The following is a 21,288-nucleotide window of genomic DNA, read 5'->3' as shown; positions in this document are numbered from 1 at the left end:
GCGGTTGAATTGAAATCGCGGGTGTAGCGCATCGGTTGAGCGCTACGGGAAGCAGGCAGAGCATCGGGGTTCCACGAAAGGAGCCCTGCCATGACCATCCTCATACCCGTTGTTGCCGTCAGCCCGTTACGCCAACGTCTCATCGACGAGATGGACATACGCCGCTTCGGTCCTGAGACGCATCGGAACTACATTCGCGACGTCGGGCGGTTCGCGACGTTTCTCGGGCGCTCGCCCGACACAGCAACGGCGGAGGAGGTTCGGCGCTTCCAGATCGAGCAGTGTGACCTGGGCGTGCCTGCGCCGACCATGAATGCCATCGTATCGGCACTGCGGTTCTTCTTTACCCAGACGCTCGACCGGCCCGATCTGGCGCGTAAGCTGGTCCGCATGCGGCACGTGCGCAAGTTGCCGGTGGTCCTGAGCCAGGACGAGGTGGCGCGGCTGTTGGCGGCAACCACATGCCTCAAACATCAGGCGGCGCTGTCGGTCGCCTATGGCGCCGGACTGCGTGCGGCCGAGGTCTCCGCCCTCAAAGTGCGCGACGTCGACAGCGAGCGCATGCTGCTGCGGGTCGAGCGCGGCAAGGGCGGGCGGTATCGCAACGCGATGCTCCCGGTCGGGCTGTTGGCGTTGCTGCGGGAGTGGTGGCGAGTGGGTCGGCGTGAGGGCGTATTGCACGTCGATGGGTGGCTGTTTCCCGGTCAGCACTATCTCAAGCCTCTCAGCACGCGGCAGATCTACCGGGTGGTGGTCGAGGCGGGGCAAGCAGCGGGCATCGACAAGCGGGTCGGACCGCACACGTTGCGGCACTGTTTCGCCACGCACCTGCTCGAGGACGGAATCGACGTTCGCATCATTCAGACGCTGCTAGGGCACGCCAAGCTGGAGACCACCGCCTATTACACGCAGGTCGCCACCCGGGTGCTGCGCAACGTGACCAGTCCGTTCGACAGGCTGGCGATGACCGCTATGGAAGCGAGAGCGCCCAGCGGCTGAGCGAGAATGCGTGCCTCTGTCGAGGTCGCCGACATCTTTCGCACCGCTGGTTCTACGTACCGGGCCGCCCGCGCGGGACACCTGAGCCTCGACCAGTTCAAGGTGATGTCGGCGATAGAGACCTGCCGCACCGCCGTCATGGGCGGTCACGTCGAAGCCTGCACCGACTGCGGGCACTGGCGGGTTGCCTACAACTCTTGCCGGAACCGGCACTGCCCGCGGTGCCAGGGCGCAGCGGCACGCACGTGGCTCGCCGAGCGCGAGGCCGACCTTCTGCCGGTCGGCTACTTCCATGTCGTCTTCACGCTGCCCGCCGAGGTTGCCGATGTCGCGTGGCAGAACAAGGCGGCGGTCTACGGCCTGCTGTTCCAGGCGGCGTCAGAGACGATGACGACCATCGCCGCCGACCCGAAGCATCTGGGTGCGCGCATCGGCATCACCGCGGTGCTCCATACCTGGGGTTCGGCAATGACCCACCATCCGCACATCCACATGATTGTCCCAGGCGGCGGACTTTCGCCCGACGGTAGTCGCTGGGTGTCATCACGACCCGCGTTCCTCCTGCCGGTACGCGTCCTGGGTAAGCTGTTTCGTCGCCTGTTCCTGACCCGGCTGATGTTGCTGCACGAAACTGGGCGCCTCGCGTTCTACGGCAGGCTCGCGCACCTCGCCGACCGGCGTGCATTCCTGCGGCACCTGTCCCCGGTCAGGAAGAAGCGCTGGGTTGTCTACGCCAAGCCGCCGTTTGCCGGCCCCGAGACGGTGCTCGCCTATCTGTCGCGCTACACGCACCGCGTTGCGATCTCGAACAGCCGGATCCTGCGCTTCGACCAGACCGGCGTTACCTTCCGCTATAAAGATTATCGCCGGGGTGGCGCCGACCGCCAGCAGGTCATGACGCTGACCGCCGACGAGTTCATCCGCCGCTTCCTGCTCCACGTCCTGCCGAAGGGCTTCCACCGCATCCGCCACTATGGCCTGCTCGCAGGCGCCACCCGCAAGGCGCATCTCGAAAGAGCCCGCGAACTGCTCGGGGGCGCACCGCCCGCGGCGTCCGACGCACGAGCCGAACCGGACGACATCCGGCCGCCATGCCCGTGTTGCGGCGGGCGTATGGTGGTCATCGAGACCTTCCTTCGCCAGCGCCAGGCCCGCGCTCCACCGGCTCCTGCGCCGTTATCCGGGATACAGGCGTCGTGACCCGGCACGGCCAAGGAGTTATCTATCTCGCAGGACTCGTGCTTGCGGAGACGATGTTACCTGCGCCGATAGCCATCAGAGGGGCGGCCACACCGAGCAAAGCCGCGCTATCCGCGCTGGCGAACCCATCATGCTCACCCGGATTCGGGCGGTCTGCTTTCAAGCCCGCGCCTACATCTGCCGTGGCGCTGGTCACCAAGACCGGCCGGAAACCGAAAACCCCATAGCGCATCGCCTGCGGCCCGCGGGTTCGGGCTTCCAAGACTTTCGTACGCCTGCCGGCATCCGAAACTCTTCAGGATAGCGGCCCGGCCGCTTTCGGGCGACGATCGGCAGTAAGCAGCCGTTCGTTCATCTGACGGGGCGGGGGGGGCTAATCGGCCGCTTCCTGGTGGATAGCGCCCATCCGCTTTTGGATGCCGAAGGCTGCAACCGCTCGTTCGTTCATGCGGCGGGGCAGGAGTCATAAGGCTGCTTTCATTGCTTAAGCATCGCAACAGCCGAGGGTCGAGCGTGTTGATCCGTATGATAGTCAAAGCCAACCCGATGACCGATCAACGAGGTGGTTGTCGTAGAGCCGTTTCGGGTTAAGCCGATCTCCCCGGGACATCGGATCTCGCTAGCTCGCCGGCTACATAGCCCCCCTTTGGAAGAGCCAATTGTGATGCTGAGCTAAAGATCAGCGCGACAGAGCGCGTATCGTCGCTTGTTTCAAGCTCCCCACATGACGTTCTCCTCGTAGGGGTATGGTAGAATCTGATTCAACTTTTTATTGAAACTTTTACCGCCGCATGGCATTGGAACATCAGCTACGGACAGCGGGGCTTCCAGTAACATGGTCGCCGCAGCATGTGCGCCTATATGGCCGGTACACCACGGTAAGGCACACCCGCACATAAAGGGCTCCCGCCTAAAGCGGGGGCCCTTTCCTGTTAAGGTATCCGTTTCTGTTGAAAGAGGCAGGTTCTTAAGACCGTATGCATGTTGTAGCGCCGCTTGATGCGGCTGAAGAAGACCTCCCGCGGATGACAACTCGTGATCATCAGATTGACGTCCGCCAAATCTTCCTTGCAGGGATACAGATAAAAAAACACCACCTGATGCTCGCCATCTGTAAGTTCACGAACACGTCCCGGTGCGACGTCGATGACAGCATAGTTCATCGCGCGATTACGATCGATCGACTCCCAGCAAAAATAATTTTGTTCGACCATCCGCCGAGCCAACTCGGGTAGACCTAGCGAGAAAGCATATCGATCTTCGCAAAATAAGCGTGGTATGCCGTTCTCGTCCTCGAGATTGTGGTGCCCGCGGCCACATCCTTGCGATATCGTATGAAGTCCGAGCGTGATTTGCACGCGCAGATTGCCCGCATCACGGCCCTTGCCCGCAACAGTGACAACGAAGCTTTCAAGATGACGAAGGTCACGCAGAACGCCGTCTACTTCAATTTCATTCATCAGGCGGGGATCGGTCCTTCGTCCGGGCGGGCATGTCTCTCTACGGGCATAAGCCGCGTAGGGAACTAAGTCATGTCCCCTCGACTGGGATTTAACAGGCGGCAGCGTCCCATACCGACGGACCCAAGCCGTTCGTCATGGTTGCGGTGCTGCGACTAGCAGGTTTGGTTCACCCGCTGCGGTCAGGGCGAGAACATGTTGCACCATCCGCCAACCGTAATTTTTGGCGGACACGGCACACAGAACATAGGCCACGAGGAGACAAGCAGCGTACATCGCCGAGCGACCTACGCTGCCGTTAATAAGTATTGCCAAGATCGGCAACGGGACAATCAGGAGCGCGGTGATGGTGCCGATATCCCGCGCGGCGAGGTATCGACGATGCGGGTCGCAGACACTGATGTCGTCCCGAATCGGTTTGTAGATCCGGTAGAACAGTCGGTTCTGCGTCGCCGGATCGGTCGGGAGGGGGCCTAGCTTGCTTTCCAGTGCCGTCATGTCGACGTGCGACGAAGTGGGGCCGACGACGGTAAAGGCCCGTGACCCGGGCAGGGGGTGCTGCCATCGCAGATGGATGAGCCGATCACGCCAATTTGGTGGAATCAAACCGAGCAGGATCAATGAGGCGATGACAATCAGCCCAAGCGATGCCGACCCCGGCACTGCCATCGCTTCCAGCTTTGCGGCCAAATGTACCGAACGAGCTTTGAAGAGCTTGGCTGGTTCCATCGCGACCACCAGAAAGGCCGTTGCGTGGGCAATCATGGCGGCACGGATGAGCCAGGCGTTTTGCTCTTTGAGCGATTTCGTCTCAGCCACCGGTCGTATCCTTAGCGATGAGGGCGTGAAATCGAAGTGGCGTCACGATCAGCAACACCGATGGTGGGGTACGCCCCGCCGCCAACTCGGTCGCCGTCCGCCAGTCGAGCGCTGATGGTCCCTCGTTGGCAAGATGGCTGTGCCAAGTGCCAACATCGAAGAGGGTCCGTCCGCTGGCCTGATGGCGATGCTCGATCGCATCCTGAAGGCCGATGGTGCCGAGAACGAACAGACTCGCGGAAAACGTGCTGTCAGTCGGCGCGTCCAGCAAATCGACCACAGTGACCGTCTTCATTCGAGCACTGCTAAGGCCGACAAGAAGACCGCCAGTCTCCGCATGCAGCGAGGCCGCGGCCGCTGCCCTGATCTTCGATGCAATGCGCTGGCTGATCCGCAGCTCCCAGCCATCGGTACCCTCGATCGCTACCGTCTCGAACGAGGGTACAGTTTGGCGCGTCCAGCGCGTGGCGGGGGTATCGGCGTCACAGACGCCAGTAACGATCAGGCCGTCGACGTTGGGACGGTCGCTCGCGTGGTCAATCTCTTTGGCAAGACCCGCTGTCATCATTGAGAGCTGTGCGTCGTCGATGGTCATGGTCAGCGACCCGCAGCCCTGACCTATCTGAATTTCAGCAAGTCCGGTTTCAAGATCGGCAAGAAGCGCCACGGCCTCACCATCGGCCAGTGTGGCGTACATCTCAGCCATCAGATCGTTGTGATTGGGGTTATGTGACGCTCCGTCAACCAGCAGGTAAGCCATGCGGCCGCGACCAAACAATGCGGCCTCGATATAGCGGGCGCGGTCATGACGGCGGATCGCAATAGATAACGCTTCACGCACCGCAAGCGACGCCGTGGCGTTGATAACAACGCCTGTGTCTGCGGGGATAACTTTAACTCGGTTAGCCTCGTCACGCAGGGCTGGAGCAATGTCACCCTGGTAGACCGTGGGCGACAACCGAAACCCGGCCAGCTCACCAGCAAGCGCCGCAGTCTTAGGCTGGCCTACCGCGGTAGGGGCGAGGGCATGTCGCGCCATATTGTGCGGACGAAGCCAGCCCTCGTCGCTTATTGCAACGATAGGCTGCCCTGAGCGCGCGGCGTGCAGCGCGAGTTTCGAGCCGACGCTGCCGCAGCCGAGCAACGCAAGCGCCGGCCGTTCGGGCACCCCGGCTAGCGTCCGCAACAATGGCGCATTCAATGTCTGATAATGCAGCGCAGGTACAACAGGCTCATCGCCTCCACGAACGATTGGGATCCTCCGCTGGTTATAGGGACGTATCTCCATGACGTACGGCAATAACTCAATCGGGGAGTTTGATCCGATCAGATGGATCGGTCGTTCGACGCCCAGTACAATGCCAATCGGTATCGGCTGATTGAGGTAAGAGCCCTGCCACGACCGTTCCAGATTGCTGAGGAAAAGATCGAGACCGCGACGACAGCCGAGCGTGTCGGCACGCGCACGGAGCTGATCCATCGTCGTGACGTCGTCGGGGGTGTAGCGCTCGCTGACGTGGGTACCACCAGAGGGAGGTTTGTCTGCCCAGACAATCCCGATGACGGTTTCCCCCAGCGTCCCACCTTTTGGCATTGGCGAAACGCCAAATAGCGATTTGTCGGTCGCACTGAGCGGCGTTTTTACGCCATCGCTGCTGATCCAGACCGAAGCACCTTCAGGCAGGGTCGCGTCGACAGCCCCCGTTCGACCGAAACGGCTACGCCAGGCGATATAACCGCCGGCCTTGAGCCGTGTAGCCCGCATGGTCTCCGCGTCGAAGGCCATCGTTTCGCTCAAGCCGCGCCGCATTGCCGGCTCCCAGCCTTGCAACGGGTCGATCAGATGATTGATCGCGGCCTTCCGCAGCCAGACGGCCACCTGTTCAAGGAGATGGAACACTCCATACTCGACCAAGCCGAATTGAAGGAAAAACTCGTCTTGATCACCATCGACAAGGCATGGCCTGGGCGGCGCGTCAGCGCCGCCCGGGTGAAGATGGGGGAAGTTGCGCGGAAAGTCAGCGCGAAGCCGCACCTGTGGTGAGCGCCAGGGAAATTCAGACGGGATGCGCAGCGTGACGGGCTCGACGGTGCGTACGCCGGTGTCGCTGATGCCATCCGCCTGAAAGTGAAGAGGCATTTCGACCTTCAGATCGATGCGAACCTCATCATCGCCGATGATTTCACCACCAACAAATTCCGGGTGGCTTGCCGCCACCCGGAGGATGTCGCCGGCCGGCGATGCCGGTTTAGGGGAAGCCATTAGGAGCGGCCGTGCGGCCGCGCCTGTGCAGCCGTTGCGCCGATCCCCAACGCCGTTGCTGCCGCCTTGCCGGCATTCTTGACCGCTTTGACGATGCCGCTAGCGCCGATCTCGTAGCGGAGCGGTTGCTTCTCATCGTCCCAGATATCGGTGACGCACCGGAAGCGATCACTCTTGCCTTCGACGATCGCAATGTACTCGCGCTTGGCGCGATCACTTGGCGGATCGGCATCCTCGGGATCGATATGTTCACAGCTGGCGACGATGACGGCGCCCTTACGGATTTGAGCCAATGCCGTGCGGGCACTGTCACATACCTCGGCATCTTCACCCCAGGTCGAATAGCTGTCGTAACTCAGGCTATGCCAAGAGCAGTGATGCGGCGCCTGCAAGATATCGTAACTCAGCCAATCTGCGTGAACCGCCCCATGCTTGTCCCACAGCCGTTCCCAGATCGCGACTTCCGCGTCCCCACCGGTCAGGAAGCGGCACTTGTCGGCATACCCAGCGCCACGGATCGAGAATCGCAGGATGACCGAAGAACGATTCTTCGCAAGCAGTTCGATGAGTTCCTCGTCATCCCCCTGCGGCATAGGAGCCAATAGACGGGCTTCGAAAGCGCCAGAGGTGACACGATTGAGGCTGTTCACGACATCTTCGGTCTTAACGACAATTCCCAGGATATCATCCGTCTTACCGTCGATATCCTCAGCCATGATTTGGATGCGATTGCCTTCGATCCCGATCGTCTTGGCCTCGCGATAAAGGGCGACCCGGCGCCGCGCTTCAGTTGCCCAAGCCTTGGCATCGTCACACAGCGCGTGCTTCTTCGATGCCCGCCGGAACACGATCGGCGACGACCACATTTCGCGGATCAGGATCTTGTCGTCTGCCTTAACCCAATCGTTCGGCGGTCCAAGGTGAAAGTGCTTGGTTAGGCCGCAGATATGATCCTTGTCGGGATGAGTGTTAAGGAAGCCATCCACGAAGAGCCGACCCTTTTCGTCGCGCTTCAGCCGCTCGCGCAGCAGGCTCATGACATCGGGCGTGTCATCGTCCGGGTTGTCGGCACCCTTGCGGATGTGGATGTCGATCAGCAGCGTTTGATCGTTGTCGAACTGCAGCAGCGTCATGTCGCCATTGCAGACCGGGTAAAACGTGATGGCAGCCGTCATCGTGTCGTGTCCTTCCTACCTGAAACCTGACACGAACACGTCCCCGAATGGCCGCGCCAGCTTTATCTATATGTTAAGTACGATATCCGCTTTCAAGGCGTCAACGCCACAAAAAATGCTAGTGGACGCGCCCCGCCTTAACACGTAACTTAAGTGATGAGGTGCGAATGGGCTCAGACGAGCGATCAGCAGCGGAGCATGCCGAAGTGCGGGTCGAAGGGCCGCGACGCCGTATTGCTATGCGCGCGAACGATTGGAAAAAGTTGCACAATGCCATCCCTGTGACGGTGTTCGCCCGGCTGATGGGGTTGTTCCGCCGCTTCTGTGACGGCTGTGACCATCTCCCCGAACAGGCGTTTCGCCGTTTGGCGGATGATCAGCATGGTCGCCTCGAAGAGTTTATCGCAACCGACGTCCGCGTGGTCGGCCGTCGTGGCACTGACGAGGCACGTCAGACGTTTTTCGTGACACAGGTGCGCATCGCCAGCGCGGTGGGACCGGTTCTTCAACCGGCCGCGGCGCTGCAAGCAATGCTGCCCCTGGAGATAGTTGTACAGAAGGAGCGTGAGCGATGAACGAAATAGCAGCGGGGACAATGATAGGCAGTGCGGCGACGTGCGATGCCGACACGCTTGCCGTCGAGCTCGCAGAAGCGGAGTTTATTGTGGCGGTTCAATCAGAAATACAGCGAGTCATGAACGGGAAAGGTCTGCGTGCTCGCGACCTATCCAAGCGATTAAATGTGTCAGAGGCACGCGTTAGTCAGATGTTTGGCGAACAGGCCAAAAACCTTACCATTCGAACCATCGCGAAGATTTTCTATCATTTGGGGCAAAGCCCCGTCCTCACTACACAATGCCAACTGGAAAATATGGTAGCGCTTGCGAGAGGCGATGCAGCAGAAAGTGATCAGCACTGGACGGTTTCTGGGCTAATCAACGATATCCAGGTTGGTTCGAACATCGTCATCACGCACGATGAGACCGCCGTGGCGTCGCCAGATCGCGGACGATTGGTGAATCGCTGGGCGCAGGCCGAAGAAGCCGATACCCGGCGGCCCCGCCGGCTTGCGGTTGCGGGTTAGGATCCAGACCTTGGCTCAAGATGCCGCAAGCATGGACCCCAGCGTCTACAATAGCCTGGTTGCACGCGCGCACTTGCGCAGCATCCGTATGACGACCAGCGAATTTGATATGAAGCCCGAGGCGCTAGATCTGGATCCTGACGCATGGCGTAACAATGTCATGGCGGGCGTACTCGACAGCTTCCTCGAAAATGAAAACGGATCGCTTTATGGCGTTTTCAGCTTCAAGGTCGTGTGCCGCTATGGTCGCAAGCGCGTGCTGTCGATCGGCGCGACCTATCTTGCAAGCTACCGTATCCAGGGCGCGTGTGACGAGGGTGCGTGCGAGCTTTTCATCGAACGGGTCGGCAAGGTTGCGACGTACCCCTATTTTCGCAGCCTCGTGGCGATGCTGACCGGGCAGGCAGGACTTATGATGCAGCCTTTACCAGTGCTTAGCTTTGCACCGCGATCAATTGATTCCGCTGCCGTCCTTGAGCAGGGGTCGCAGGTTGTGGGCACGTCCAAGCGGCGGGGTCTGCCGGCAAAATAGGAATTGGACGAGGGTGCTTATGAGACACGCCGCACCCTCGTCGGTCAGAGGATGACTGCGACCTTGGCATCGGCGTCTCCAGCGATGTCGCGCCAGAATTTCAGACGTTGCAGAGAGGCTTGAAACTGAGACAGGCTCTTAATCGCCACAGAGATCACCCCTTGCGCCGCTTGAATCACAGGCGGCCATGGCGTGGGGCCATGCTGGCGGCCGAGGGCGTCACGAAAGACGACCGACATTCGCGCCGCTTGGCCGCGAGCTCGGTTGGTGATGGACCTCATGCGGGGGCTGTCAACGTGGATAGAGTTCGCGATGTTGAAACGGACCGATGCGGTGCCGTGCGGTGCCAAGACGCCAATTACGTCGCGGCCTATTGGTCGAAATATCTGTAAACAGGGGAACGGGCATGCCGAAGAACATTGTCGTCTTCTCGGACGGCACCGGTCAGGACGGCGGCGTCCGGCCCGAACAGCGCATGAGCAACATCTTCAAGATGTACCGTGCCAGCCGCCCGGGTCCCGACAGCGTGGTCGATCCGCGCGAGCAGGTGGTCTTCTATGACCCGGGTCTCGGCACTGCCGCCGGAGCGACGGGCGTCACCGCGATGAAGCGAGCCGCTTCAAAGCTGCTGGCTTCCGTGACTGGTCGCGGCATCACGACCAATATCGCGGACTGCTACGAGTTCATCATCAACCACTATCGTCCGGGCGATCGGATCTGGCTCTTCGGCTTCAGCCGCGGCGCCTACACCGCTCGAAGCGTGGCGACGGTCCTTCGTCTCTGCGGAGTGCCGACCAAATCGCCGGACGGCGACCTCGCGCGCTTTCGGGCGGGGGTGCGCGAGATCGCGGAGCGGGCGGTCTTGCGCGTGGCCGAGCACGGTGCCGGTCATCCACGTGAGAGGTTCGAGGCCGAGCGTGAGGAGCTCGCCCGCCGATTTCGCGTCGAGCACGGGGCGGACCTCGGAGGCGAGGCGAACGCTGCGCCCTACTTTATCGGCGTCTTCGACACCGTCGCCTCCCTAGGCGCAAAGGGGCCGTTAAGGGTGTTTCTGGGCATCCTGCTGACTGTGCTCGTGCTCGCAGCCGCGACGGCCGTCGCAATGCTGACGCACTGGCTCACATCCTTCGGATGGGGCGCCTCCTTTCTAGTCGCGGCCGGGATTGTCGCGGCGCTGACGGCGTGGTCCTATCTTGGCACGTCGCTCAAGGTCTTCCGCCCCGCAGAAACCAGCGGCCGCCGGTACTTCCACGTCGCGCAGTGGAGTGGGCGCGACTACGACAGGCTTCTGGGGCGGGCCGTCGTCTACGCTCGGCACGCGATCGCCATTGACGAGAACAGGGCAGACTTCCCTCGAGTGCCATGGGGGCCGGGTAAGGGCGTCGAGCGCCGCCCCGAGGCAGATGGCGAACCCAAGCCGTTCGTTCAGATGTGGTTCGCCGGCAACCATTCGGACATCGGCGGCAGCTACCCTGAAGCGGAGTCGCGGCTGTCGGACGTCGCGCTTGCCTGGATGCTGGAGGAGGCCCGGTCCGTGCCCTCGCCGCTCATCGTTGACGAAGCTAGGCTCAACGTCTTTCCGGACGCGGCCGGCGTGCAGCACGATGAGATTGCTGGCATGGCGGATACCGTGCGGCGCCGAACCCCGGCCTGGCTACGCTGGCTGACGCGCTCCATCACGTGGAGGGCGCAGCCGCGCCAACCCAGGACCGATGCTACGATGCACCCCAGCGTGGCAGCACGGTTCGCCGCGCCGAGCGTGCCCCACCAAGGAGGCGACGGACCCTATCGCCCTGCCGTGCTCCGTGACCACGAACTCTTCTGGGAGCTCTACCGGTGATCGCGATCGCGCGGATGTCGTTGCGGCGGGGCCGCAGGGGTGCGGTTCGCCTCGCTGTCGCCGGCCTACTCGCGGCGTTGCCAACCAGCGCGGTGCTGGGAAGCGGATCGGAACTACACACCTTCCACTGCCTTCACGGCTGCCCGCTCGGTGCAGCCGACATCGATGACATCGTGGTGCGCGAAATCTACACCCTCGCGTCGAACGATCTCACCAAGATGGCTGACTGGGTCGCTTACCGCGTAACGCCGTCGTCGATCGGACCATCGGGCGAGCGCAAGTGGTCCGCGGACCCGTGGCTTGATCCCGACGAGACGCTCGAGCCGGGCGACTACGACGGCGCATCGCAGGCGCTCGGCGTCGACCGCGGCCACCAGGCCCCACTTGCGGGCCAGTCCGGCACGCCGTTCGCCGCCGACACCAACATCCTGTCCAACATCACGCCGCAGGGCGCGGCGCTTAACCAAGGCGCGTGGCAGCGCCTAGAGGCACGCGAGAACGATCTCGCCCGTTCGGCAAACATCGCCGCCTACGTCGTAACCGGCCCGCTGTTCGAACGCGTACTGCCGCCGCTGCCGGGGGCCGACGAGCGGCACCGCGTGCCGTCCGGCTACTGGAAGGTGGTGGCGACGCAGGACGGCCAGATGGCGGCCTTCATCATGGAAACGGACGCCCCCCGATCGCTCGACTACTGCGCCGCTCGCGTCACGCTCGATGAGGTGGAGCTCCGCTCGCGCCTCGCGCTGTTCCCGCGGCTTGAGCGGCGTGCCTTCACCGACCTTTCGCCAGCACTGGGATGCCCAACATGATCTTGGGGAACGCGATCAGGCGGGGTCAGCTTGCTGCTGCGCTGCCGCTCCTCGCCGCAGCGTCCTGCGCCACCACGCCGTCGACCGACCTGACCGGCTTCGGGCGGGCGGCGGGGGGGCTGCAGGCGGATGTCGGCACGACCTTCGCTGAGGCCAACCGTGTCGCGCGCGGCGTCGAGGTGGACCGGTTCGTCCGTTCGGGCACCATCGCCCTGTCCGAGCGCCGCTTTCCGCCGGCAGTGCCGCCCGAGGTGACCGCGCGCTGGCGTGCCGCACTTGGCGATTTGGCGCGCTACGGTAACCTGCTGGCCACGCTCACGGGCACCGGCCGTGGTGGTGAGCAGACCGACGCTTTTCGGCAGCTCGGAGTGCAGCTGATGTCGGGCACGACTGCGGCTGACCTGGATCCGGGTGTCTCCGCAGGCTTCGCGGCGCTTGCGGGCGCGCTAGTGGACTTGCGCGCGCAGTCAACGGCCCGCGACATCCTGCACCGCACTGACCCTGACGTACGCCGCCTTTTAGTGGCGATGGCCGACGCGGTCGGCTCCAGCGACGCTGAGGGCCTGCGCGGCACGGTGGCATCGAACTGGACCGCGGCGCTTACCGCATACCAGCGCACGTACGCAGTCGCCGCGACCGAGAAAGCGGATGCTCGGCAGCGGCAGATCGTCGCCGAATACCTCGCGGGCGTCGATAAGCGCGACGCCCAGCTCGCATCGCTTGCAGGCCTGCGATCGTCCCTGCTTGGCCTTGCTGACGCGCACACTGCTGCAGCGGCCGGCTCGCGCCGGCCGTTCGACGAGGTGCTGAAGGACGTGAACGACAGGGTTGCCCGAACCGAGGCGACTTACCGGGCTGTCGAAAAGGCGGGGGATGCAAAATGACGAATGGACGGAGCGCAATGTCGCCAAGCGGGGAGAACCCGGACCTTAAAGCTATGCACCGCGACCTTCTCTCGCTGGTCCGCCGGCTGGAGTTGGCGATCGACGACGCCCCGAACGCCGTAGCCATCGCTGCGATCTCGGACCAAGTCGTCGAAGTAAACGCGCGAGCCACATCCACAAGCCGCGTGCTGCTGGCGATGCAGACGGAAGAGATCGCTCAGCACGCCCAAGCCGTGTCCGCCGCCATACCCGCGGTCGAGCGAGAGATCGAAAACCTGGAGCGGTTCGAGCGACTAGTAAGCGGCGTCGCCGCCGTGCTCGACGCGGCCGACGATGCAGTGCGCGTTGCGACGCTGATGTGCCGCTGAACCCACCAGAGGAAGGACTACCAGTGAGAAATGAACGGGCGACCGCTCGCGAGGGGTGCTCAAGGCTCGTTGAATGTTCGTAGTAGACGGTCAGGTCAGTGCGTTCGCCGGTGTCCACTGCGGCACCTGCTGGTCCTGCCACAGTCGCAGGCGTCGCCAGTCCAGCGCATCGTAGACGGCTGTAGTGCCTACAGCATCGCTGAGCGGCAGTGCCGCAGCGGCCTCACGCAGAAAGCGAGGTCGAAGCGCGTCATCCTCCAGATAGGCTGCCTCCCACCAGCCGATGATGCGATCTCGCGCATTCGCCATCGCCGCGGCCGACGGTAGCCGGTCGCGCTTCTCGTGCTGATTGACCCGGGTGTGCGCCGGCATCAGGTTCCAAAGATCACCGCATGGCCAGACCGACCATGGCAGGCAGTGGTCGATGTCGAAGCTGTTCGGCTTGAGGGGGCGTCCTGTCCAGACGCACTCGATCGGCTGCCCGCACGAGAGGAGCCGCTGGACGACGTCGCGGCCAAGAGCGGTGGTGCGAACCGGTTCTACCCAGGCCAGGGCGGTTTCTGCAGCACCTGGAGCGACCGCCAGACCCATACGGTCGGCATAGGCGCGGGTCAGGCGGGACCATTCAGCGACCAGCATGGGTTCGATCCAGGACCCGAACCGCGACATGGCCCGCCACAAGTGGCCCGGCACCTCGATCAGGCCCCAGCCGCGCAGCGTCTCAAGGTCGAGTACGGTTGCGGATGCACCGCCCCGCCGCCCGCGGCTGACGCCGAACACCTGCATGTCACTGTTGGGATAGCGGGTGAAGGTTGCCGGCATTTTGGCGATTGTGTGAGCAGCCCGGGACAGCGCGGAAGCGATGGCGTTGGCCTGCTCGCCGGCGAAGACTGCACCGACCCGTAGCTCGACCGGTGCCGTGCCGAGCGCGAGCAGTGCCTCAAACCCGTCCTTGGCAAAGGCTAGTCGCTCGATGCCGACATTACCCGGCATCTGCGGGAGCCCCGCCCGAACCAGGGGCAGGTACATTCTTAGCCAGTTCAGTGCGACCAAGCCCAACGGCACTTCGACTGCATCGCGGCCATCGGGCGCCGGCGTAGCGGCGGCAGGCGCATACTCGGCAATGCGTGCCACGGCTCGGAGCAGTGCCAGCTTATAGGTGGATGACTTCTCGTCGGACAGGACGATGCCGCGCACCAGAGGAAGCGCGCCGGTGCCGTCATCGGGCATGCGGAGCGCTATGACGTCCCATGTCACACCGGCACGTCCGCCCTGATCGCTGGAGTTCGCAACCCGTAACACCTCCAGCCCGTGCGCCCGGGCAAGTCCCTCGATCTCGGCGGTTGAGGTCGGATGCATCTGCATACCGGACGGGGCGGGACCGTGGCGCAGCGTCATCACCAGCACGCCGCCCGGCTTCAACAGCGTGGCGAGTTTGCGGACGGCACGGGGCCGATCGGCAGGCGCGACGTGCTGCCAGACGGCCGACAGCAGGACGAGATCGTAGGCAAGCCCAAGCCCATGGACATGGTCGAGCGAGGGCAGGGTATCGTTCACCCACCTTACGCCGTGGTTTCTATGTTTCTCGGCTGCGATCCTGCGCATACCTGCAGCAGGCTCAGCCGCCACAACCTCGTAGCCGCGTGAGGTCAGCCAGGCCGCGTCACGTCCTGTGCCGGCGCCGACGTCGAGCGCCAGCTTGCTGTCGCTGCCGTCCGGGATGATCGGCAACACCTCCGCCAGCATACGCTCGGATGATACCGCCTCGTACCGCTCGGCAAGCATGTCGGCTTGGCCGTCATAGGCAGCAACGACGTCAAGGTAGCTGTTCAAGCGTCGAGGCCCGCGAAACGGGCACGGTGCCGGGCGACATAGTCAGGGCGCGGGTGGAGCCGTGGATCGACCGGCAGGCGAACGCGCTCGCCCGGTTGTGGGAACAGCCGAATGAGCTCGGACGGCACCTTGTTGTGCGACACCAGCAGCCGGCACTCATCGTCGAGGCTGATGAGGTGACGGTCGAACAACCAGTGCGCGGTCGCGGACAGAGCAATGCCGTTCTGCACGACGTCCGGCCCGCCATCGGCCACGCTCCAGATATGCGCGGCCTGAGCTTCCGCCTTTCCACCGCCATTGACCATACGCAGCCCCGTCACGGCGCAACGGTTGTCATATGCGTCGAGCACATGGCCGCGGAAGGCGGCGCTGCGCACCTTGCGGTTGACCAGTAGCTGCGCGACGCGCCGCTCGTCGGGCGGTGAAACTAGCAATGCGGCCGTGGAGGCGTCGATGTGCCGGGGATCGAGTTCAAGCCGGATCGCGTGTTCGGGCGATAGCGTGTCGACCAACCCGGCGTTCACGATGGCAGCAAAGTCAGCATCATCAATGGCGCGAACCGATCGACCGCGTAGCGTCCGACCAGCGATGGCGGGGTTGTCCAGCTCGCGCAGCATACGCTCAAGAAAGCGGCCGTCCGGATCGCGATATGCCACGGGACGATCGAACTCGATGAAGTCGCTGATGCGGGCGTAGAAGAGCGTGCGGTCGGCGGGATCAGGGTCGATGCTGTGCACCAGGCCGGTCGCCACATAGGCCTTGCGCCCACCCGCCGAGCCAGTTTCGCGGTAGATGATCCAATCGCCGACGCATGCCTCGGCTGCGCGCAGGTAGATGCGTGGGAAATGGTACCGCTCCGCGATCAGATCGTCGTAGCGCGATGCACCGCTGATTTCGAACACACCCTTCATGCCAGGATCGTGACGCGGTTCTCGGGTTGGAGCAACCTTGCTAACAACGTTCAACGTTCAACGATCATGGAACACGTTGCGGCAGAACGAGCGGCCACTTTTGGGAAGTGCAGATGCTGCCTCGAACGTCCGGTTTTGGGTCCTGTCGTCTCGGCGGCCCCGATCACGCTCGCGATGAATGAGCGATGAGAAGGGCGATGCGCCACCTAACCGAATAGCGATCGCGTCGCTTCGGGTTCGGACAGGTTCAAACGACGCTTGACGAAATCGAGCAGCGTGCGGCCCGCAGCGGTTGGAGCAAGCTTATGCCCTTTGCACTTCGGGCAATTGAAGCTGGCGCGCATCTCATAGCCGTTGCCGGGCGGTGCATCACCGCTTCCGCCGCAGGCGCCGCACGGCTCCTCAAGCAGTGGCAGTTCGGGGTCGTTACCGTGCATGGCGGATCCTTGGTTGTGCAACGTTGTGAACGAGGGCGGGCGAGCGAAGCAAGCTAGGATGCGCGCGGCTTGATCGGTCGCGTCCGCTTCCCGGCAGGCTTCAGGCTGCGCGTCGGCTTGGGTTTGGCCGCGGGCACCGCCTTGCCGCTCGTCACCCGCCGTGGCCGCACACCGGGCGGCTTCGTTTTAGTGGCGCGCGTCTGGGCGGGGGCTCTTGTTTTCTTGGGTGCGTCGGGCGGCTGCGACGCCAGACGAAATTGCTTCACAACCGTCCTGATGCCCTCGACGACATTTTCCCACGCGTCGCCGCGGCGCGCCCATTGGTCAATCGGCTTGGCGTCCCTCGGCAAGAGCTTGTACCTAGCCATGCGAGTGTGCCGCCACTGGCACTGGCGCAGCAGGACGACGACGACAAAGAGCTTCTTGCGGGACGCTTTGCGCAGCGCGAAGCCATATTCGGTCTCGAAGCAATAGCGCGAAGCCAGATAGTTCGGGCTCGCCAGCGCAACGAAGATGTCCGCCTGCTTCAATGCCCGCCTGATGTTGGGATCGAGCTCGGCGCCGGAGGTTATGTCGCCATCGAACCAGGTGCGCACGCCTTCGCGGTGCAACTGCGCCATATGAGTCTCGAAGCGCTTCCTGAACTCATCATCCAGATGTGAATACGACACGAAGACCGATGCCTCGCGCGCACTAGCCATTTCGGCGACACTTGCTGTCGTTTAGCGTCAACATGATTCCAGCCCAAAAATCTGCGTGCTTGGTCCAGCCCGCGCCGCTACGGCACCGGCTTGGCTCGCACACTTCTTCCAGCTCTGCTAATCACGGTCCATGGAAATCTTGCGCGTCCAGAAGCACCCCGCAAACGCGACCGTGGCGCGCCTGATGCTCTCTCAGGCGCATGGCGGCCGCGTTCGCGCAAACCTCAAAATTGAAGGCCCAATGTCGGGGTTGATGGAGGACCGCGACCATGAGACGGTTGCCCAGGCGGAAGACTGGGCGATCGAAGGAGCCGAGCAGCGGCGCGCCAGCGTGCTCATTATCGAAGATCGTACCTGACATATCCGGTCAAGGCCGATTAACTTTTCGTACAAGGGCATCCATCGGTCGCTCAGTCCGACAGGTGCGGCCGCCGGCTCGTCGATCGCCTCACCTGAACGAGCGTCTGAAGTAAAGATAGGTGACGAGGTCAATGAGTGTCCGCATCTGGGTCTGCCCTCGGCAGTTTGGCCGCGTCAGCTCACGACCAGCTGAAGACATTTAAGGTCGTGAGTGTAAACGTCAGCTTTTGCTAAAATCCGTCATCCGGGCCGCGCAAACCTGCCGGTCGGTTATGCGTCCTAGTAACAGTCGCTCTATACGTGATCGAAGCTTCCTAAGAGCTGTGCGTGGATCTCAGTATCCCCGTAGCCATTTCCGCAACTCGGTCGCCGTGTTCGATTTTTCGTCGAGCACCATCCAGACATCCCCGTCGTACCCGTTCAATTTTCCCCACACAATGCGGTCGTAAAGGCCGAGATACTCCCAAGACGCCCACGATTGCTCGTAATGGGAATCCGACGCGGGGAAGAGCGCGATGTGCGCTGGGAGCTTGGCACCGTCGGCGATGCCCAGTTCCCACGGCACCCAGCGGCTGTCCTTGCTGTTGGTGCTGGCCAGAAGGACAAACCGGCTCGTGTCGCGGATGCGTGTCTTGAGCAGCGCGGCGGTCGCAGCGCTCGTGTATGGCGGCATCTCGGGATCGATCTCGTCCACGTATACCTTCGCGCCATGGTTCTTTAGAACGCTGATAGCGCCGGCCACCAACTCGTCGTCCTTGCTGGAGTGCGAGAGAAAGGTCGATCCTGACAGGGACCGCGAAGCTGCGGTTCTCCGCAGGCTCGTCGCCCGCTCAGGTCCCATGTCGCGCGCGAAACGTCTGAAATCGTCGCGTGACGCATATATCGCCATTCCGGACTACGCCCGCTTGTCGATGCGCGTGAGGATCGAGGATACGAGTTTCAGGATTTCCGCGACGGAGATGTCAGCGCGAGCGAGTTCGGTCAGCTCCTCGTCGGTCGGCCTCATGGCATTTCGGCCCGTCGAGTCTATCGCTGAACCAATGAGGCTGTCCGATATCTGAGAGGCGGCGCCTCCGGTCGAGCCGATCGGGAGAACGAAGCTGTCCGCAGCCTTCGCAGCCTCGAATTCGTCGAGAACCCCACCCGCCACGATCGCGGAGCCTGTATCGCGATCGATCTTCATCCCCCCGACGAACACCACGACGCCAGCTATCCGGGCCAACTCCGCACGCAGCGCGAGCCACTGGGCTCGGTCCGGCGCCGTGCCGGGGATCGGCTGGGGGAAGGGGCGTGCGATCAGCCGGCGCTCGAGATCCCAGCCGCCGCTGGACCTGAGGGAGTCGAGAAACCCAGCGATAGATGCGGAACCGACCACGAGGCCTGCTCCGCTGACGAGATCCTGTCCGCGATCGCCGACGAGTTGACCGACAGCCTGCGCCACTCCGTACACCCTCGCGATGTCGCCTCCCGCCTCTGGGGGCCAGCTGCCGCTGACCCACACCCGACGGGCGGCGACGCGGCGCTCGACCTGCCGGATGAGCTCGGGGACTTCGGCGTAACTGTCTATCTCCACCACGACGAGGCCATAGCGCTTGAGATCCCGGCTCCAGAGCTTGTGCTGCGTGCTGCGCGCCTCGAATTCGGCCTCCGTCTTATAGTCCTCTCGCTGCGGCGGGCGGACGATCGCAAAGTGCTCCGGGGGTGCTGACGTGAAGCTCTCGCGGATGAGTGACAGCACATGCCGGATGTTTGGATCGCTGAAGCTGATGCCAAGAAAGAGCATCGACATGCTGGAGAGATGAGCTTGCAGGAGGGGGAGGAACGCTCCGCGCTTCGACCGGTAGAGCTCATAGTCGTCCGTTGAGATCACGACGTCGTCGAGCCGTTCGATTGAGCCGTGCATCTTGAAGAGGCGGGAGGCCCCGGGCGTCGCGCGCAGAGCCAGGTCAGCCGCGCCGGACACGGTGTCGATCGGACGGCTCACCGACCCGAAGGCTCGCTCGACCAGCCGGTCGTAGTTGGTGGTCCAGATAAATTTTACCGGGAGCCTCGAAATGATCTCCAGCGACTCCGGTACCGGATGCTCGACGCCGATCTTTTCCTTGATGACGTTGCGGACCTGGGTAGCCGAGCCGTTCTCCTGGATACTCCATTGGGCAAGCGCCGCCAGATCGTGCAACTCACCCGACTGAACGCCGAGTTCCTCGCCGACCTCGGTCAAAAGTGATGCCCATGATGGATAGCCAGCTCCCATGGAGACCCCGGCGCCAACGAACAAGGCACCGAACCCGCCGATCAAAGCCTCTGGATAGTCCTTCAGGAACCGCTTCGTCGTTGCCGAGACCATCTTACCGCTCCCCCAGTTCGTTAGTTGCGGCCGCGGATCGCGATCGCGTCCTCAATCCACTGCTCGATGCCGTTCGAGATCGAGGCATATGTGGACTTGCTGTCCGCGCCGCTGGGCGTGACCAGCTGAACCACCGATGACAGCTTGCGGCCTGAGCTGCCGAAGGTGATCTCATCGAACGGGTTTGCTCCGGCGACCGACGTCTGGCTGTTGCGGTCCAGCAGCTTGTTCACCCGGACGCCAACGACGCCCTTGCCGTCGTTCCATGCTTTGACGATCTCGTGTTTGACCCAGGGGCGGGCGGCAGTTTGTGAGCCGACCAGCACGACAACGCAGCTCTTGCCGTACATGTTGTCGGCGATCCAGTTTTCGATAGCTGTCCTGCCCTTGCGTTTCACCTCCTCCCAGACGTTGGGAGTGCAAAGGGGCTGTCCTTCAAGCGCGCCCATGTTTCTGATTTGCTGGGTCCGCCAGTAATCATTGTCGAAATGGAAGCTGAAAAATACACGACGAGCCACGTAATTCCCCCTGTTGGTTAGCCTTCAGTTAAGCTCATTTATTAAGCATGGATTGCAAATGTAACGAATGGTATTTTGACGCGAGCCGGTCAGGTTGATTGCCCGGCGGAGGATCAGCGTCGGGTAATTCGAATGTTTCCGCGAAGGTCTTTTCGGTCACGTGATCGTGGCTAGTCGTCCTGAAGGATCGATTTCTATGGCGCCGCTCCACTTGCCGGGTACGGCGGCAAGGTCGTCCGAGCAATGGTCGGTGCCGATGAGGCTTGTCCAGAATATGCAGACCGGCACGGTGATCCGCTTGGCCCAGCCGGCGAGTTCAATACGCGCCTTTACCTCGATGCGTCGCTGATCGTTGTCGAAACCTGCGAACAGTTCGAACCGGGAGCCGTCGTCCATGACGACCGCGGAGTCATGCATGAGCGCGGTGACGTAGAGGGTAAGGAAGTCGTGGTTGGCATCGAACGCGGCGCGCTCCACGGACCGGAGTGCGCCGGACTTGGTGAGGAGGCCGGCCAGTTCGCTGCCGACCTGTTCGTCTGTGAAGGCCGGGTTCCAGATGAATGCGCCGGCAAGGTAATTAAAGACCTCCTGCTCGCGTTTGGTCACCTTCTCGAACCGGTCAGCATCCATCTTCCTGATCGCCTGTGCGAGCACGGACCTTACGACTTCCCGTCGCAAGCCGAGCCGAGCGTCTAACTGCGCGTCCGTTGCCGTTCGGAGGTTGGCGGCACAGATCCGCTTCGCCTTC

General features: G+C 62.7%; 23 protein-coding genes. 10 read left to right on the top strand and 13 right to left on the bottom strand.

Annotation, left to right across the window (positions count from 1 at the left end; translation table 11 throughout):
* The first annotated feature begins 90 nt into the window (after nt 1-90).
* Together AC1ME3_RS17320 and AC1ME3_RS17315 are read left to right on the top strand one after the other, a co-directional pair.
* A complete protein-coding gene (locus tag AC1ME3_RS17320) occupies nt 91-999 on the top strand; it encodes a tyrosine-type recombinase/integrase (RefSeq protein ID WP_480954171.1) in 909 nt (302 codons plus the stop codon).
* Between the two features lie 6 nt (nt 1,000-1,005).
* The gene (locus tag AC1ME3_RS17315) at nt 1,006-2,199 is read left to right on the top strand and encodes an IS91 family transposase (protein ID WP_480954170.1); all 1,194 of its coding nucleotides are present in this window, start codon (nt 1,006-1,008) and stop codon (nt 2,197-2,199) included.
* Between the two features lie 932 nt (nt 2,200-3,131).
* On the opposite strand, the gene AC1ME3_RS17310 is transcribed toward AC1ME3_RS17315, so the two are convergent.
* From AC1ME3_RS17310 to AC1ME3_RS17295, 4 genes are all read right to left on the bottom strand, one after another.
* Nucleotides 3,132-3,659, bottom strand: a complete 528-nt coding sequence (locus AC1ME3_RS17310) for a hypothetical protein (protein WP_480954169.1) — start codon at nt 3,657-3,659, stop codon at nt 3,132-3,134.
* A gap of 135 nt (nt 3,660-3,794) precedes the next feature.
* Nucleotides 3,795-4,478 (bottom strand): hypothetical protein, encoded by a 684-nt coding sequence (locus tag AC1ME3_RS17305; protein ID WP_480954168.1) that lies wholly within the window; start codon nt 4,476-4,478, stop codon nt 3,795-3,797.
* Nucleotides 4,471-6,741 carry a Mov34/MPN/PAD-1 family protein gene (locus AC1ME3_RS17300; protein WP_480954167.1) on the bottom strand — a complete coding sequence of 757 codons (2,271 nt, stop codon included), beginning with the start codon at nt 6,739-6,741 and terminating at the stop codon, nt 4,471-4,473. Before AC1ME3_RS17300 ends, AC1ME3_RS17305 begins: the two co-directional genes overlap by 8 nt.
* On the bottom strand, nt 6,741-7,916 hold the full coding sequence (locus AC1ME3_RS17295) for a ComEC/Rec2 family competence protein (protein WP_480954166.1): 1,176 nt from the start codon (nt 7,914-7,916) through the stop codon (nt 6,741-6,743). Before AC1ME3_RS17295 ends, AC1ME3_RS17300 begins: the two co-directional genes overlap by 1 nt.
* 167 nt (nt 7,917-8,083) lie before the next feature.
* Between AC1ME3_RS17295 and AC1ME3_RS17290 the strand changes: the two genes are divergently transcribed.
* The 3 genes from AC1ME3_RS17290 (at nt 8,084) to AC1ME3_RS17280 (ending at nt 9,532) form a co-directional block, all read left to right on the top strand.
* Complete coding sequence (locus AC1ME3_RS17290) at nt 8,084-8,491, top strand: hypothetical protein (RefSeq protein WP_480954165.1); 408 nt, start codon at nt 8,084-8,086, stop codon at nt 8,489-8,491.
* Nucleotides 8,488-9,000: a helix-turn-helix domain-containing protein gene (locus AC1ME3_RS17285; protein ID WP_480954164.1), complete on the top strand. Its 513-nt coding sequence runs from the start codon at nt 8,488-8,490 to the stop codon at nt 8,998-9,000. Before AC1ME3_RS17290 ends, AC1ME3_RS17285 begins: the two co-directional genes overlap by 4 nt.
* Before the next feature lie 88 nt (nt 9,001-9,088).
* Nucleotides 9,089-9,532, top strand: coding sequence for a hypothetical protein (locus tag AC1ME3_RS17280; protein WP_480954163.1), 444 nt, complete (start codon nt 9,089-9,091; stop codon nt 9,530-9,532).
* 44 nt (nt 9,533-9,576) lie between these two features.
* On the opposite strand, the gene AC1ME3_RS17275 is transcribed toward AC1ME3_RS17280, so the two are convergent.
* Nucleotides 9,577-9,813 carry a hypothetical protein gene (locus AC1ME3_RS17275; protein WP_480954162.1) on the bottom strand — a complete coding sequence of 79 codons (237 nt, stop codon included), beginning with the start codon at nt 9,811-9,813 and terminating at the stop codon, nt 9,577-9,579.
* 125 nt (nt 9,814-9,938) lie between these two features.
* Between AC1ME3_RS17275 and AC1ME3_RS17270 the strand changes: the two genes are divergently transcribed.
* Genes AC1ME3_RS17270 through AC1ME3_RS17255 form a run of 4 tightly spaced genes read left to right on the top strand, consistent with a single transcriptional unit; the run spans nt 9,939 to nt 13,433 of the window.
* On the top strand, nt 9,939-11,372 hold the full coding sequence (locus AC1ME3_RS17270; RefSeq protein WP_480954161.1) for a DUF2235 domain-containing protein: 1,434 nt from the start codon (nt 9,939-9,941) through the stop codon (nt 11,370-11,372).
* Complete coding sequence (locus tag AC1ME3_RS17265; protein WP_480954160.1) at nt 11,369-12,181, top strand: DNA/RNA non-specific endonuclease; 813 nt, start codon at nt 11,369-11,371, stop codon at nt 12,179-12,181. Before AC1ME3_RS17270 ends, AC1ME3_RS17265 begins: the two co-directional genes overlap by 4 nt.
* Nucleotides 12,178-13,065 (top strand): hypothetical protein, encoded by an 888-nt coding sequence (locus AC1ME3_RS17260; RefSeq protein WP_480954159.1) that lies wholly within the window; start codon nt 12,178-12,180, stop codon nt 13,063-13,065. The genes AC1ME3_RS17265 and AC1ME3_RS17260 overlap by 4 nt, the downstream gene beginning before the upstream one ends.
* A gap of 53 nt (nt 13,066-13,118) precedes the next feature.
* Nucleotides 13,119-13,433, top strand: coding sequence for a hypothetical protein (locus AC1ME3_RS17255; RefSeq protein ID WP_480954158.1), 315 nt, complete (start codon nt 13,119-13,121; stop codon nt 13,431-13,433).
* 90 nt (nt 13,434-13,523) lie between these two features.
* Here the strand turns inward: AC1ME3_RS17255 and AC1ME3_RS17250 are convergent, their stop codons facing one another.
* The 4 genes from AC1ME3_RS17250 to AC1ME3_RS17235 all read right to left on the bottom strand — a co-directional run bounded on the left by AC1ME3_RS17250 (nt 13,524) and on the right by AC1ME3_RS17235 (nt 17,315).
* Nucleotides 13,524-15,266: a class I SAM-dependent methyltransferase gene (locus AC1ME3_RS17250; RefSeq protein ID WP_480954157.1), complete on the bottom strand. Its 1,743-nt coding sequence runs from the start codon at nt 15,264-15,266 to the stop codon at nt 13,524-13,526.
* A complete protein-coding gene (locus AC1ME3_RS17245; RefSeq protein WP_480954156.1) occupies nt 15,263-16,177 on the bottom strand; it encodes an HNH endonuclease in 915 nt (304 codons plus the stop codon). The genes AC1ME3_RS17250 and AC1ME3_RS17245 overlap by 4 nt, the downstream gene beginning before the upstream one ends.
* A gap of 206 nt (nt 16,178-16,383) precedes the next feature.
* Nucleotides 16,384-16,614, bottom strand: a complete 231-nt coding sequence (locus AC1ME3_RS17240) for a hypothetical protein (protein WP_107959452.1) — start codon at nt 16,612-16,614, stop codon at nt 16,384-16,386.
* 53 nt (nt 16,615-16,667) lie between these two features.
* A complete protein-coding gene (locus AC1ME3_RS17235; protein ID WP_480954155.1) occupies nt 16,668-17,315 on the bottom strand; it encodes a toll/interleukin-1 receptor domain-containing protein in 648 nt (215 codons plus the stop codon).
* A 130-nt stretch (nt 17,316-17,445) separates the two neighbouring features.
* Here AC1ME3_RS17235 and AC1ME3_RS17230 point away from each other — a divergent pair, with 130 nt between their 5' ends.
* A complete protein-coding gene (locus AC1ME3_RS17230) occupies nt 17,446-17,673 on the top strand; it encodes a hypothetical protein (RefSeq protein ID WP_480954154.1) in 228 nt (75 codons plus the stop codon).
* Nucleotides 17,674-18,009: 336 nt separating this feature from the next.
* Here AC1ME3_RS17230 and AC1ME3_RS17225 read toward each other — a convergent pair whose 3' ends face one another.
* From AC1ME3_RS17225 to AC1ME3_RS17210, 4 genes are all read right to left on the bottom strand, one after another.
* Entirely contained in the window at nt 18,010-18,516 is a 507-nt protein-coding gene (locus AC1ME3_RS17225; protein WP_480955864.1) for a toll/interleukin-1 receptor domain-containing protein, read from the bottom strand.
* A 54-nt stretch (nt 18,517-18,570) separates the two neighbouring features.
* The gene (locus AC1ME3_RS17220; RefSeq protein WP_480954153.1) at nt 18,571-20,022 is read right to left on the bottom strand and encodes an SIR2 family protein; all 1,452 of its coding nucleotides are present in this window, start codon (nt 20,020-20,022) and stop codon (nt 18,571-18,573) included.
* Between the two features lie 20 nt (nt 20,023-20,042).
* Complete coding sequence (locus AC1ME3_RS17215; RefSeq protein ID WP_480954152.1) at nt 20,043-20,540, bottom strand: TIR domain-containing protein; 498 nt, start codon at nt 20,538-20,540, stop codon at nt 20,043-20,045.
* Nucleotides 20,541-20,696: 156 nt separating this feature from the next.
* Nucleotides 20,697-21,194 (bottom strand): hypothetical protein, encoded by a 498-nt coding sequence (locus AC1ME3_RS17210; RefSeq protein WP_480954151.1) that lies wholly within the window; start codon nt 21,192-21,194, stop codon nt 20,697-20,699.
* Nucleotides 21,195-21,288 lie beyond the last annotated feature (94 nt).

It is taken from the genome of Sphingomonas sp. BL2, from assembly GCF_056680015.1.
This window is presented reverse-complemented; position numbering and strand designations above follow the sequence as displayed.